We start from the raw sequence: 13,500 nt of genomic DNA on the forward strand, positions 1-13,500 counted from the left end.
GCGCTTGCCCGTTAACTTTTTCTGCTCTGCAAATTTTTCCGGTGCTGATGTCGATCCCGCCCCGGGCGGATCGTCATCCCAATAGCGAGCTGATCGCGCGACTGACCCGGCCGCGTCTCGCCTTAACAGGAGTTTTGCATGCGCTTCATGTACATCGTCACCTCCAGCCAGCCCATGAAAGGCCCGAGCCCTGCGCTGATGGAGGCCATGCAGAGAATATCCGAGCGGGAAATCAAGGCCGGCCGGATGATCGACAATGGCGGCCTGATGCCGCTTGCGACAGGCGCGCGCGTGCGGATCATCGACGGCGAGCTCAGCGTCATCGACGGTCCCTTCATCGAGGCCAAGGAAGTGATCGGCGGCTATGCCATCTTCGAGCTGCGCGACAAGGCGGAGGCGCTGGCCATGGCCAAGGAGTTCATGCAGCTGCACCTCGATCACATGCCGGGCTGGGACGGCACCTGCGAGCTGCGCGCGTTTGCCACGCCGGGCGTGGACGTGGCCTGCGAGGTTAACGCGAAGTCGGGCGTAGCCGCGCACGCCTGATGGACAGCACCTCGAGTTACGGTCGGCGGCGATGACGGCCGCCGACATCGACCACGCCATTCGTGCCACGATTCAAGCGACCTGGCGCGTCGCGCAGCCGCGGCTGATCGCGACGCTGTCGCGCATGCTGCGCGACGTGCCGCTTGCGGAAGAGTTGACCCAGGACGCGCTGGTTGCTGCGCTGGAAGCGTGGCCCAGCATCGGCGTGCCCGACAATCCCGGCGCCTGGCTGATGACGACCGCGAGGCGCCGTGCGCTCGATCATCTGCGCCGCGGCAGGATGCTGAACGGCAAGCACGACATGCTGGCGCGGGACATGCTGCAGGAGCAGGAGATCGTGCCCGATTTCGACGCCGCGCTCGACGACGATATCGGCGATGAATTGCTGCGGCTGATCTTCACGGCCTGTCATCCGATCCTGTCGCGCGAGGCGCGCGCGGCGCTGGCGCTGCGCATGATCTGCGGCCTGACCACCTCGGAGATCGCACGCGCCTGTCTGGTGCCGGAAGCCACCATCTCGCAGCGCATCGTCCGCGCCAAGCGGACGCTGTCGAATTCCGGTCTCGCCTATGAGACGCCATCAGGCGAGGCTCTGTCGGAGCGTCTCGCCTCGGTGCTGGAGGTCGTCTATCTGATCTTCAACGAGGGCTATCTCGCGGCGCGGGGCGAGGAATGGCTGCGGCCGCAGCTCTGCGACGAAGCGTTGCGCATCGGCCGTGTGCTCGCGGGCCTTGCTCCTGACGAGCCCGAAGTTCACGGCCTCGTCGCTCTCATGGCTTTGAATGCCTCGCGGGCCCGTGCACGCACCGATGCGAACGGTGACCCCATTCTGTTGATGGACCAGGATCGCACGCGCTGGGATTGGCTGGAGATTCGCCGCGGACTGCGCTCGCTCGAACGCGCCGGCGAACTCGGCGGCGGCGGAGGATTTTACACGCTGCAGGCAGCGATTGCGGCGTGTCACGCCAGAGCCGAAGCAGCCAGCGCGACCAATTGGCAGCACATCGCGCAGCTCTACGCCGAGCTGGGGCGGCTGGTGCGTTCGCCCGTCATCGAGCTCAATCGCGCTGTCGCGGTCGGCATGGCCGAAGGACCGCAAGGCGGACTGGACATTCTGGACCAGATTGCCGACTCTCCGGCGCTGGCGGCCTATCATCATCTGCCGGCGGTTCGTGGTGATCTCCTGCAAAAGCTCGGGCGGCTCGCAGAGGCGCGCCAGGCCTTCGAAGCCGCCGCGCAGCTTGCGACCAACGGACGCGAGCGTGTGCTGATGGAACGGCGCGCCTCGGCGCTCCAGGTTCGAGACAACTAGGTTGCCGCTCCTTGTTGCACGATGCGATTCATGCAACCATGCATAGAGTCTGGTCTTGTTCGGATCGCCTTGATGCTCAGAGCCATCGTCATTGTCGTTCTCGCCTTTGCCCTGTCGGGTTGCGATGCCATCGCCACCCTGAAGGACGGGCTGCAGCAAGCCCAGGCGGTCGAAAGTGATCTTGCGCAATCAACTGGCGTCAAGCCACGGGTTGGCTTCAATTGGAATAACGGACGTCTCACATCGGTGACTGTCCTGTTTCCGGCGCTTTATGAGAAGAAGCCCCTGCGCGACCTCGCCGGCCTCGTGCGTGCCGCGGTGACAAAGGAATTCAAGCAGACGCCGGAGGCGATCGTCGTCTCCTTTACCCTGGACAAGGGGCCCTCTGTCTGAGAGCGGGCGGTCAGACATTTGTCGCAACAGGCTGTCCGCGTGGCGCAAGGAGCGATCCGGTCCGGTCTCACACGATTATTCTGGCCCGGGATCGTCTCAAACGTTATGACTGGCCGCATCACATGGGAGACTTCGAGATGCTTCGACACCTTGGAATTGCAGCGTGTTTCGCCGTCGCGATGGCCGTGCCCGTTCATGAGGTGGCGGCACAGGACGCCCTCGGCGGCGCCATTGTCGGCGGCGTGGGCGGAGCGATCGTGGGCGGCGCGATCGGCGGAGGGCGGGGCGCCGCCATCGGTGCCGTCGTCGGCGCCGGCACCGGTGCCGCGATTGCCGCGGAAGGTGAACGCCGTCGCTCCGGTTACTACGCCTATCGGCGCGGCTGCTACATGCAGCGCCCGGATGGCCGCTACGTCCCGGTCGATCCGCGATACTGCTACTAGATCAGGTGACCGCCGGCGCCTCCAGGAAGGCGCCGGCACGGGATTTGGACTAGATCAACCGCATCCCCTTCAAACTCGCATGCCCGTTCTTGCCGACGATGATGTGATCGTGCACGGCAATTCCCAACGGCTTCGCAATCTCGATGATCGCCTTGGTCATCTGGATATCGGCCTGCGAAGGCGAGGGATCGCCGCTTGGATGGTTGTGGACCAGAATGATGGCGGTCGCTGACAGCTCCAGCGCGCGCTTGATCACCTCGCGTGGATAGACCGGCGTGTGGTCGACGGTGCCGGTCTGCTGCACCTCGTCGGCGATGAGCTGGTTGCGCTTGTCGAGGAAGAGCAGGCGGAATTGCTCCTTGTCGGCGAAGGCCATGCTGCTGCGGCAATAGGCGATCACTTCGTTCCAGGATGACAGCGCGTTGCGGCTGTTGACCTCGCCCTTGGCGACGCGGTGCGCCGCTGCGGCGATCAGCTTGAGCTGGTTGATCGCGCCCTCGCCCACGCCCTCGACCTCGCGCAAGCGTGCCACCGGCGCATGGACGACCTCGGCGAACGAGCCGAACACTTTGATCAACGTCTTCGCCAAAGGCTTGGTGTCGCGCCGCGGCAGCGCCGGGAAAAGCGCCATTTCAAGGAGCTCGTAGTCGCTGAGCGCATCCGCGCCGGCGCTGTAAAAGCGCTCGCGCAGCCGCTCGCGATGGCCGAGATAATGCGGCGTGTCCTCGGGCTTGCTCTTGTCGGTGTCGGTCTTGGCAGGCATCGTCCGGCAGCATTGCCGCGGATTTCCGCTTTTGCAACCGTCAATTGTGACGGCCTAGCGGCTCGGCTTCGGCGAGGGCAGGGTGACGGCAACCACCCCGGCGAGAACCAGCGTCATTCCGGTTAGAATGGACCAGGTGAACCGCTCGCCGAGCAGCGTTGTGCCGAGGATCACCGCAAAGCCCGCCCGCAAATAGCTGCCGCTGGTGGTGCCGAGCGGGCCGAGCGTGCGGATTAGCCGGAAATAGATCACCATTGCGAGCGCAGTGCAGACGATCGCAAGCGCCACGACGGCTGTGATCGCCTCTGCCGGCGGCCACGCCAGCGTCCAGGGCCGCTCGAGCATCGCAGCCGCGGGCAGCATGAGGATGGCAGCGCAGCTCATGGCGCCGGCCGCCGTGACGATTGGCGGAAGTTTTGCGAATTGTTGCGCCCATATCGGCGCAAGCGCGTAGCAAAGGCTTGCGCCGAGCACAGCCGCCTGCGCCACCGGTGCGGCTGTGCCGATCCCCGACAGCGCATCGAGACCTATGGTCAGGGCAACGCCGGCGAGGCCGAGACCGACGCCGATGATCTTTCGGCCGTTTATGGCTTGTCGCCCGCGCCCGGTCATCAAGGTGATCGCGAGTACGAACATTGGTGGCGTCGCATTGAGCACGCCGGCGAGGCCACTCGTGATGAGCGCCTCACCCCAACTGATCAGGGTGAATGGCAGCGCGCTCTGCAACATCCCTTGCACGACGAAGGCGGCCCAGACTGATCCATGACGCGGAAGGGAATGACCTCGCACGGCTGCAAGGAGAAGCAGAAGACCTGCCGCGAGCGTCACGCGCACCGCGACCATCGTGAAGGGTGGAATCGAAGGAATCGCCACCTTGATCAGCGTGAACGAGCTGCCCCAGATCAGCGACAGCAGCAGCAGAAGGGCGATCTCGCGGGCGAGGGTGGTTTGCGCTGATGTTGCCTGCTGGACCTGCGTGCTCATGCGATGTGCTCCGGGATTTACCGCAACCATGACCAGGAAGCGGCGGCGCAGGCTGGCCGAATTCGGACCTCATCGTCCGATCGAGTCCGATTTCAGCTACTCGGCGGGTCGCATCGAAACTATTATCGCGGCATGACCACGGGCCCGGCGCAACAGCAAACCCTGCCGCCGCATCTCGACCGGGAGACCTGCGACCGGGCGCGGCTGGCCCGTGCCCGCGCGTTCGATGGTCTGTTCTTCTCCGGCGTTCGCTCGACGCGCATTTACTGCCGACCGGTTTGCCCGGTGCGTCCCGCGCGCTCGGTGAATGTTACCTTCTACGCAACCGCTGCTGCCGCCGAGCGGGCCGGCTTTCGCCCCTGCCTGCGCTGCCGGCCGGAAGCCGCGCCAGGCTCGCCGGCCTGGCTCGGGACGGCCACCACGGTCGCGCGCGGGATGCGGCTGATCGACGACGGCTTTCTCGATCGCGCCTCAACGACGGAACTTGCCGAAACTCTTGGTGTCGGACCACGCCACCTGCTGCGTCTGTTCCTGCGTCATGCCGGCGCCAGCCCGAGCGAGATCGCGGCGACCCGGCGCGTTCAGGAAGCCAAACGCCTGATCGACCAGACAGACATGACCCTGGCGGAGATCGCCTTCGCCGCCGGCTTCGGCAGCGTCCGCCGCTTCAACGACGCCTTTGCGGCGACCTACAAGCGGACGCCATCGTCGTTCCGGCGGCGCCGATAGCACCCCACGCCGTCGGCGGCTGGGCCGGCCAGACGAAAAAAATCTGACATCGACCGTTTCCTTTTCACCGCCCGTTCGTCTCAACGCTGTGGGCCTCAATGAGCGGCCAGCGCAGTTTCCGCCCAGGAGAACATCGATGTCAGAGATCAAAGCCACGCCTTCGCGACGCGCAATCGTTGCCACCGGCCTTGGTGCCGGCGCCTTGCTCGCCGCTCAAATCGTCCCGTCACACAGCCAGACCAGGAGTTCGACCATGGAAGCCACCATTCGCACCGGCAGCGACATCACCACCCTCGTCAACGTCTTCACGGTCGAGCCAGATAACCAGCAGATGCTGGTCCAGCTGCTGAAGGAAGGCACCGAGACCTTCTTCAGCAAGCAGCCCGGCTTCATCTCGTCCAGCGTCCACGCCGGCAAGGAGGGCGGCCGCGCCATCAACTACTCGCAATGGAAGAGCGCCGGCGATATCGAGAATTTCCGCAAGGATCCGAAATTCGCGCCTTACGTCCAGCGCCTTGCCGCGATCGCCAAGGCCGAGACCATCCTGTGCGAGGTCGTCGAGGTCAATCATGCCTGACTTCGGGCGGGTGGCGCCTCGCCGCCGATTGACGTATCTCGCTGATCGGCGACGTGGAGGCCAGGCTTGACCGACGACGTGACGAGCAATGGTGCAGGGGCGGTCCGGCAGACCGCCCAGCAAGCCCTCGAGCGTCTTGCGGTGGAGATGCGGCCGCAGCTGCATCGTTACTGCGCGCGCATGACCGGCTCGGTCATCGACGGCGAGGACGTGCTTCAGGAGGCGCTGCTCAAGGCCTTCGAGGCGGCGCCGCGGACGGAGCCGCTCGACAATCCGGAAGGCTGGCTGTTTCGCATCGCCCACAACGCAGCGCTGGATTTCCTGCGCCGGCGCGCCCGCTACAATGCTGCTCATGCCGATGAAGATCTGGACATGATTCCCGCCCTGACCAGTCTCGTGACCGAGCGAGAGATCGTGGCTGCGAGTCTCGGCACCTTCATGCGCCTGCCGGTGGCGCAGCGCGGCGCCGTGATCTTGCGCGACGTGCTCGGCTATTCCGTCGACGAGGTCTGCACGATCATGGGCAGCGGCATTCCGGCCACCAAGGGCGCCCTGCAGCGCGGCCGTTCCCGTCTTCGCGAACTCGCGGCGGAATCCGACGACATCAAGCCGCCGGAACTGGATGACGCTGAACGCGCCCGCCTGTTGCACTACGTCGAGCGCTTCAACGCGCGCGATTTCGATTCCTTGCGCGACCTGCTGGCCGAAGACGTGTGCCTGGAGATGGTCAACCGGACCCGCCGTGCCGGCCGCCGCGACGTCAGCGAATATTTCAGCCGCTACGAGGAGACCGCCGTCTGGCATTTCGTGCCTGGATTCGTCGACCGGCATCCGGCGATCATCGCCTTCGACCCGCAGGACCCGTCAGGCCCGCCGCGCTACTTCGTGCTCCTCGATTGGAAGAACGGCAGCATCGTCAGCATCAGGGATTTCCTGTTCGCGACTTACGCGATCGAAGGCGCCGAGCTGTTCACGCTGGATTGACAACGAACGGCAAACAGATCACCCGATCTGCTTCTCGCCGTGCCGCTCCGACAGCGTGAAGATCTCGACGCCGGTGGCGGTGACGCCGACCGAGTGCTCGAACTGCGCCGAGAGCGAACGGTCGCGGGTGACCGCGGTCCAGCCGTCGGAGAGGATCTTCACATGCGGCTTGCCGAGATTGATCATCGGCTCGATGGTGAAGAACATGCCGGGCTTGAGCTGCACGCCTTCGCCGGGGCGGCCGATATGGATGATGTTCGGCTCGTCATGGAACATGCGGCCGAGACCGTGGCCGCAGAAATCGCGCACCACGCTCATGCCCTGCGGCTCGACGAAGCTCTGGATGGCGTGGCCGATGTCGCCGGTGGTGGCGCCGGGCTTCACCGCCGCGATGCCGCGCATCATCGCTTCATAGGTGACTTCGATCAGCCGTTCGGCCTTGCGGGCGATCGGGCCGACCGCATACATCCGGCTGGAATCGCCGTACCAGCCGTCGACGATGAAGGTGACGTCGATGTTGACGATGTCGCCTTCCTTCAGCGGACGGTCGCCCGGCATGCCGTGGCAGACCACGTGGTTGAGCGAGGTGCAGGTCGAGTAGCGATAGCCGCGATACATCAGCGTCGCCGGATAGGCGCCATGGCTGAAGGCGAACTCGCGGACGAATTCGTCGATGCGATCGGTCGGCACGCCGGGGCCGACGATGTCGGTGAGTTCGTCGAGGCACTTCGCCACCAGGGCACCGGCCTTGCGCATGCCGGCAAAGGCGGCCGGCCCATGCAGCTTGATCTGTCCGGTCTTGCGCAGGGAGGTATCAGTGGCTTCGACGTAGCTCATGCTTGTCTGGTCTTCTGGGGTAGGCCCGGTCTTGGCAGGGCGAAAAGGCTTGATTTCAGGCCCCAATTTAATGATTGCGGGCTTCGGTGCAAGCTTAGCCTACCCGCCATGCGCCCGAAAGCGGTCTCAATTCGGGACTTCTACGGTGGTTTCGACCGGCAGTGCGCCGCCGCGAACGCGGATTTCGCGGACCGGGTAGGGAACCCGGATACCCTCGCGCTTGAAGGCGTCCCACAGCGCCAGCATCACGTCGCTTTTGACGTTGTCCATGCCGTCGGGATCCGCGATCCAGAAGGTGAGTGAGAACTTCATGCCGGCCTCCGCGAACTCGGTCAGGATGCAGTTTGGCGGCTTGCCCTTTTGCGCGCGCGGATGGGCGGAGGCGGTCTCGATCGCGAGCTTGCAGACGAGCCTTGGGTCGGCGTCGTAATTGGTGCCGAAGGCGATCTTCACCAGCGTGTTCTTGTCGGTATAGGTCCAGTTGACGACCTTCTGCGTCACCAGGTCCTCGTTCGGTACCAGGAATTCGCGGCCGTCGCCGGCGGCGACGGAAATATAGCGCGTCTTCATCGCGCTGATGCGCCCGGTATTGTCGCCGATGGTGACGAGGTCGCCCGGCTTCACCGATTTGTCGGCGAGCAGGATGATGCCCGAGATGAAGTTGGCGACGATCTTCTGCAGGCCGATACCGATACCGACGCCGACCGCGCCGGAGAACACGGCGAGCGCGGAGAGGTCGATGCCGACAGCGCCGAGCGCAATGACGACAGCGACGGCAAGCAGCCCGATGCGGATGATCTTCACCAGCAGCACCTGGACCGACGGCGTCAGATCGCTCGCCGAGTTGATCGTGCCCTCGGCGAAATTGCTGGCGATGTTGGTGATCCAGAGCGCGATGATCAGGAGTGCGCCGGCCTTGATCACCAGCAGCGGCGTCAGCCTGAGACCACCGAGCACGATCGCATAGGAGTCGAGCAGGTCAACCGTCGCATCGAGCTGGCCGACGATCGACAGCGCGGCAAAGAACCAGGCCGCCACCGACACCAGCTTGACGATGAAGGCGTTGCGCAGCACCGAGGTCACCAGCCGGATCGCGAGCCAGGCCAGCCCGAGCTTGGCGGAGACCATCAGCAGATAGCTGCGGCTCGGCCAGGTCGCGTGATACATCACCACGCGCGAGATGATCACGAGCAGGGTGAACACGGCGGTCGATGCGCTCGCGGCCATCACGCGGACGAAGCGGCGGAGCGGCACCGGCCAGCGCATGGCGAGTGAGGAGATGTCGACATGGCTGCGAATGGCGGCCTCCGCCGCATAGGCGATCCCCGCCGCGGCCAGGATGAGCCCGAACTGCAGGTAGAACCAGGGCGAGGCGATTTCCGCTCCGACGCTCCGCGCAGTCGTCTGAACGAACTCCATGAGGTCTTTGAGGTCCATGTCCATCTGATGGTCTCGCGGAAAGCAGTCGGGCGGGTGTGATTCGAAGGCACCGCAGAATCCCACAAGGGCTGCGGCCGGGCCATCGATACACCGTGAAGTGAAGCGCGTTAAGGCCGCAAAATACGGGCAGATTGCCGCGAATGCGAGAAAATGGGTTGGCGCAGGAGTGTGGCGACGATAAGGATGCAATTCCAGCGATTTGTACCCGGAAGGTGGATGGCTTCCCTCGACTCTTTCAGCATCGCCATTCTGCTCGGCGCCGTCCTCGTTATGGCCGGTATCCTGTCGAGCCTGCTCGCGCTGCGCTTCGGCGCGCCGCTGCTGCTGGTCTTCCTCGCGATCGGCATGCTGGCGGGGGATGCGGGTCCCGGCCAGCTCCAGTTCAACGACGTCGGCACCACCTATCTGGTCGGCTCGGTGGCGCTTGCGCTGATCCTGTTCGACGGCGGCCTGAAGACACGCTTTGCCAGCATCCGCACCGTGCTCGCACCCTCTGTGGTGCTCGCGACCGTCGGCGTCTTGCTGACCGCGCTGATCACGGCACCCTTTGCGAAATACGCGCTCGACCTCAACTGGACGGAGTCGCTGCTGGTCGGCGCGGTGGTCGCCTCGACTGACGCGGCTGCGGTGTTCCTGCTGGTGCACACCCAGGGCCTGCGCCTGCGCCCGCGCGTCGGCGCGACGCTGGAAGCCGAATCCGGCACCAACGATCCCTTTGCGATCTTCCTCACCTTGATGCTGGTCGAATACATCTCCCTGGGCTCGAGCACGCCCGGCCATGTGGCGATGGAGTTCGTCCAGGAAGCGTTGCTCGGCGCCGTCGTCGGCGTGATCGGCGGCCGTCTCGTCGTCATCGGGCTGAACAAAGTGGCGCTGCCGCAGGGCCTGCACGCGCCGTTCGTGACCACGGCCGCGCTCGTCATCTTCGGTGGAACGCAGATCATGCACGCCTCCGGATTTCTGGCCGTCTATCTCGCCGGCATCATCATCGGCAACCGGCCGACGCGCGCGCATAATTCGGTGGTGGCGTTCCTGGATGCTGCGACCTGGCTGGCGCAGATCGTGATGTTCGTGTTGCTCGGCCTTCTGGTGTCGCCGAACCGGCTGGGCTCGAGCGTGCTGCCGGCGATTGGCGTCGCCTTCGTCCTGATGCTAGTGGCGCGGCCGATCGCGGTGTTCGTGTGCCTGGCGCCGTTCCGTTTCAACTGGCGCGAAAAGGTCTTCATCGCGTGGACGGGCCTGCGCGGTGCGGTTGCGATCTTCCTGGCGTCGATCCCGATGCTGGTCGGCCTGTCGAAAGCCTATCTCTATTTCGACGTCGCCTTCGTCGTCGTGATCATCTCACTGCTGCTGCAGGGCTGGACGCTCGCGCCGGCCGCGCGCAAGCTGCATGTGGCGCTGCCGCGGATGGAGCGCGGCCCGCGCCGCATCGAACTCGACCTGCCCGGTCAACTCGAACAGCAGCTGGTCGGCTATGCGGTGCGGCCGAAGAGCCTCTATTTCCGCCGCGGGCTCATTCCGTCTTGGTCCAAGCCGACGCTGGTGATCCGCAACGAGCACATCCTGACGCCCGTGGAAGCCGAGCCGGTCGCGCCCGGCGACTACATCTATCTGCTGGCCCCGCCAGAGAAGGCCGAGGCGCTCGATCGTTTCTTCGTCGACATGCAGCCGAGCACGGCGCCCGATCCGCATCTGCTCGGCGATTTCATGGTCTCCGGCGAGCACACGCTCGCCGAGCTCGCCGAGATCTACGGCGTGCAGGTCAGCGAGGACGAGAGCAAGCTCACGCTCGCGGACTATTTCGACGTCAATCTCGATCGCGCGCCGAAGGAAGGCGCCGAGCTCGGGCTTGATTCCATCGTGCTCGTCGCGCGCAGCATCTCCGGCGGCCGCGTCAACGTCGTCGGCCTCCGCCTGCCGGAAGACGACGAGACGCCGGCCCCGCTGACGCGGCGGCAAGCGCTGCGGAAGAGGCTTGCGGAGCTGTGGACCTCGGTGGCGGGGGTTTAGCTGCGCTGCCGCCCTACACTCGCAGTCATCGCGCGACTTGATCGGGCGATCCAGTATTCTAGAGACGGCAACGAATACGGAGAGGCCGCGGCGTACTGGATGCCCCGGCCAAGCCAGGGCATGACACCGTCTGTGTGATGGCGGCCTGTCTCCCCAATGTCGTCCCGGTCACGTCAGCACCTTCACGCCGCCGAACGACGTCATCCGTCCGTGCCGCAGCATCACGATCTGCGTTGCGAGCTGCCGCAATTCGGCGGCGTCGTGGCTGACATAGACCATGGGGATATTGGCTTCGTCCCGCAACCGCACCAGATACGGCAAAATCTCAAGCTTGCGGGCCTCGTCGAGCGCGCCGAGCGGCTCGTCGAGCAGCAGAAGTCGCGGCTTTGACAGCAGTGCGCGGCCGAGCGCGACGCGCTGGCGTTCGCCGCCCGAAAGCTTTCCGGGACGGCGATCGAGGAGAGCGCCGATGTCGAGCAGCTCGACGACGCGCGTGCGCTGCGCCGGATCGACCGCAAGGCGGTTCATCCGCCGGCCATAGTCGAGATTCTGCGCGACGTTGAGATGCGGGAACAGCCGCGCGTCCTGGAACACATAGCCGATGCGGCGGCGCCAGGTCGGCACGTGAATGCCTGATGCGGTGTCGTCGACCGTCTCGCCGTCGATGACGATGGTGCCGCGATCGGGCCGCAACAGCCCCGCGATCATGTTGATCAGCGAGCTCTTGCCGGCGCCGGATGCACCGAACAGGCCGGTGACGCGGCCCTCGCTTTCGAACGATGCGGCGAGCGAGAATTCACCGAGTTTCTTTTCGACATCGACGCGCAGCATGGTCAATTCCCGTGCAGGCGCGCAGTGGCGCGGCGGGCGAACCACTCGGCTGATATCAGCGCGCCGAGCGCGAGCGCGATCGAGATGACGACAAGCCGGCCTGCGGCGGCATCGCCATCGGGCGTCTGGATCAGCGAATAGATCGCCGACGAAATCGTCTGGGTCTCGCCGGGAATGTTGGAGACGAAGGTGATGGTGGCGCCGAACTCGCCGATCGCCTTGGCAAAACCGAGCACCATGCCGGCGAGCACGCCGGGCAGCGCCAGCGGCAGCGTCACGGTGAAGAAGACCTTGAAAGGCGCGGCGCCCAGCGTCTCGGCCGCCTGCTCGAGCCGGCGATCGATCGCCTCGATCGACAGCCGCATCGGGCGCACCAGCAGCGGAAACGACATCACGCCGCAGGCGAGCGCAGCACCGGTCCAGCGGAACGCGAAGACGATGCCGAGATGATCGGCGAGGAAGCCGCCGACGAGACCGCGGCGGCCAAAGGTGAGCAGCAGCAGATAGCCGGTCACGACAGGCGGCAGCACCAACGGCAGATGCACGATCGCATCCAGCACGGACTTGCCCCAGAAATCGCGGCGGGCGAGCAGCCACGCCAGCGCAATGCCGAACGGCGTTGCCACCAGCGTCGCGATCACCGCGACCCTGAGCGAGAGCAGGATCGCCGTCCATTCCGCGGGAGAGATGTCGAGCACGAAAATCAGGTGGCAAGAATCATGTTGTCGGGCCGATCAGGAATTTGAAGCCGTATTTTTCCAGAATGGTCTTGGCGGCCGTCGTGCGCAGGAAGGCGAGATAATCGTTGGTCTCGGGTTTCGCGGTCGTGGTCGCGGCCACGGGATAGATGATCGCCGGATGCGAATCCGCCGGGAAGGTGCCGACGATCTTCACGCCGGGCTCGACCTTGGCGTCGGTGGAATAGACGATACCGAGGTTGGCTTCGCCACGCGCCACCAGCGTCAGCGCGGCGCGCACGCTCTCGGCCATCGCGAATTTCGGCTCCGCCGCCTGCCAGGCCCCCAGCTTCTCAAGCGCAGCCTTGGCGTATTTGCCAACTGGCACCGACTTGACGTCGCCGGTCGCGATCCTGCCGTCGCCGGCGAGTTTTGCGAGGTCGAAGCCTTGCGCGATGGTCACGTTGTCGATTTTGGAATCCTTTGGCGCGATCAGGACGATGCTGTTGCCGAGCAGATTGACCCGCGTCGTCTCGTTGATGGTCTTCTTGGACAGCGCGTAATCCATCCAGTCCGTATCGGCGGAGACGAACACGTCGGCCGGCGCACCCTGCTCGATCTGTTTTGCCAGAACCGAGCTCGCGGCATAGCTGACGCTGAACTTGACGCCGGTTTTGGCGGTGTAGGCGGCATCGATCTCGTCGAGCGCGTTCTTCATCGAGGCGGCAGCGAACACCGTGATGGTCTTGTCCTCGGCCTTCGCAGGCGAAAGGCTGGTGCCCGCGAGCATGACGAAGGCGGTGAAAAGTCCGGTAAGTCGGTACATGGATGGCGCTCCGTGCGAGCCCGCGCGCACGAAACGTACGCGCAAATCTGGCGTTGGGTGGATGAGGCGACGGGCGGAAGCGCTGTTCCACGTGTCCCGGAACGGCTTACGGCCGACAGGGATATCGCTGGCCGCGAAGATAGCAGGC

Annotated in this window: 15 protein-coding genes; 8 read left to right on the forward strand and 7 right to left on the reverse strand. The window is 65.0% G+C overall.

Annotation, left to right across the window (positions count from 1 at the left end; all coding sequences use genetic code 11):
- The first annotated feature begins 138 nt into the window (after nucleotides 1-138).
- From M2427_RS37645 to M2427_RS37660, 4 genes are all read left to right on the forward strand, one after another.
- Nucleotides 139-546 (forward strand): YciI family protein, encoded by a 408-nt coding sequence (locus tag M2427_RS37645; RefSeq protein WP_280711867.1) that lies wholly within the window; start codon nucleotides 139-141, stop codon nucleotides 544-546.
- A gap of 31 nt (nucleotides 547-577) precedes the next feature.
- A complete protein-coding gene (locus M2427_RS37650; protein ID WP_280711868.1) occupies nucleotides 578-1,858 on the forward strand; it encodes an RNA polymerase sigma factor in 1,281 nt (426 codons plus the stop codon).
- Between the two features lie 72 nt (nucleotides 1,859-1,930).
- Nucleotides 1,931-2,251, forward strand: coding sequence for a hypothetical protein (locus M2427_RS37655; protein WP_280711869.1), 321 nt, complete (start codon nucleotides 1,931-1,933; stop codon nucleotides 2,249-2,251).
- A gap of 137 nt (nucleotides 2,252-2,388) precedes the next feature.
- Nucleotides 2,389-2,694 carry a hypothetical protein gene (locus M2427_RS37660; protein WP_280711870.1) on the forward strand — a complete coding sequence of 102 codons (306 nt, stop codon included), beginning with the start codon at nucleotides 2,389-2,391 and terminating at the stop codon, nucleotides 2,692-2,694.
- 49 nt (nucleotides 2,695-2,743) lie between these two features.
- Here M2427_RS37660 and radC read toward each other — a convergent pair whose 3' ends face one another.
- Nucleotides 2,744-3,457 (reverse strand): DNA repair protein RadC, encoded by a 714-nt coding sequence (radC, locus tag M2427_RS37665; protein WP_280711871.1) that lies wholly within the window; start codon nucleotides 3,455-3,457, stop codon nucleotides 2,744-2,746.
- A 54-nt stretch (nucleotides 3,458-3,511) separates the two neighbouring features.
- The gene (locus tag M2427_RS37670) at nucleotides 3,512-4,441 is read right to left on the reverse strand and encodes an EamA family transporter (RefSeq protein WP_280711872.1); all 930 of its coding nucleotides are present in this window, start codon (nucleotides 4,439-4,441) and stop codon (nucleotides 3,512-3,514) included.
- Nucleotides 4,442-4,573: 132 nt separating this feature from the next.
- On the opposite strand from M2427_RS37670, the gene M2427_RS37675 reads away from it, so the two are divergent.
- The 3 genes from M2427_RS37675 (at nucleotide 4,574) to M2427_RS37685 (ending at nucleotide 6,731) form a co-directional block, all read left to right on the forward strand.
- The gene (locus tag M2427_RS37675; RefSeq protein ID WP_280711873.1) at nucleotides 4,574-5,170 is read left to right on the forward strand and encodes an Ada metal-binding domain-containing protein; all 597 of its coding nucleotides are present in this window, start codon (nucleotides 4,574-4,576) and stop codon (nucleotides 5,168-5,170) included.
- Nucleotides 5,171-5,306: 136 nt separating this feature from the next.
- Nucleotides 5,307-5,747: an antibiotic biosynthesis monooxygenase gene (locus tag M2427_RS37680; protein WP_280711874.1), complete on the forward strand. Its 441-nt coding sequence runs from the start codon at nucleotides 5,307-5,309 to the stop codon at nucleotides 5,745-5,747.
- Nucleotides 5,748-5,813: 66 nt separating this feature from the next.
- Nucleotides 5,814-6,731 carry a sigma-70 family RNA polymerase sigma factor gene (locus M2427_RS37685; RefSeq protein ID WP_280711875.1) on the forward strand — a complete coding sequence of 306 codons (918 nt, stop codon included), beginning with the start codon at nucleotides 5,814-5,816 and terminating at the stop codon, nucleotides 6,729-6,731.
- 18 nt (nucleotides 6,732-6,749) lie between these two features.
- On the opposite strand, the gene map is transcribed toward M2427_RS37685, so the two are convergent.
- Together map and M2427_RS37695 are read right to left on the reverse strand one after the other, a co-directional pair.
- Nucleotides 6,750-7,568, reverse strand: coding sequence for a type I methionyl aminopeptidase (gene map / locus M2427_RS37690; RefSeq protein WP_200470446.1), 819 nt, complete (start codon nucleotides 7,566-7,568; stop codon nucleotides 6,750-6,752).
- A gap of 126 nt (nucleotides 7,569-7,694) precedes the next feature.
- A complete protein-coding gene (locus tag M2427_RS37695; RefSeq protein WP_280711876.1) occupies nucleotides 7,695-9,011 on the reverse strand; it encodes a mechanosensitive ion channel domain-containing protein in 1,317 nt (438 codons plus the stop codon).
- Between the two features lie 213 nt (nucleotides 9,012-9,224).
- On the opposite strand from M2427_RS37695, the gene M2427_RS37700 reads away from it, so the two are divergent.
- The gene (locus M2427_RS37700; protein WP_280711877.1) at nucleotides 9,225-11,018 is read left to right on the forward strand and encodes a potassium/proton antiporter; all 1,794 of its coding nucleotides are present in this window, start codon (nucleotides 9,225-9,227) and stop codon (nucleotides 11,016-11,018) included.
- Nucleotides 11,019-11,186: 168 nt separating this feature from the next.
- Here the strand turns inward: M2427_RS37700 and modC are convergent, their stop codons facing one another.
- From modC to modA, 3 genes are read right to left on the reverse strand one after another with little or no spacing between them, the layout of a single operon-like run.
- A complete protein-coding gene (gene modC / locus M2427_RS37705) occupies nucleotides 11,187-11,849 on the reverse strand; it encodes a molybdenum ABC transporter ATP-binding protein (protein WP_280711878.1) in 663 nt (220 codons plus the stop codon).
- A 2-nt stretch (nucleotides 11,850-11,851) separates the two neighbouring features.
- Entirely contained in the window at nucleotides 11,852-12,547 is a 696-nt protein-coding gene (modB, locus tag M2427_RS37710; protein ID WP_280711879.1) for a molybdate ABC transporter permease subunit, read from the reverse strand.
- Nucleotides 12,548-12,566: 19 nt separating this feature from the next.
- On the reverse strand, nucleotides 12,567-13,352 hold the full coding sequence (gene modA, locus M2427_RS37715; RefSeq protein ID WP_280711880.1) for a molybdate ABC transporter substrate-binding protein: 786 nt from the start codon (nucleotides 13,350-13,352) through the stop codon (nucleotides 12,567-12,569).
- Between the last annotated feature and the right edge of the window lie 148 nt (nucleotides 13,353-13,500).

It is taken from the genome of Bradyrhizobium sp. BR13661 (assembly GCF_029892425.1).
Lineage (GTDB): Bacteria > Pseudomonadota > Alphaproteobacteria > Rhizobiales > Xanthobacteraceae > Bradyrhizobium.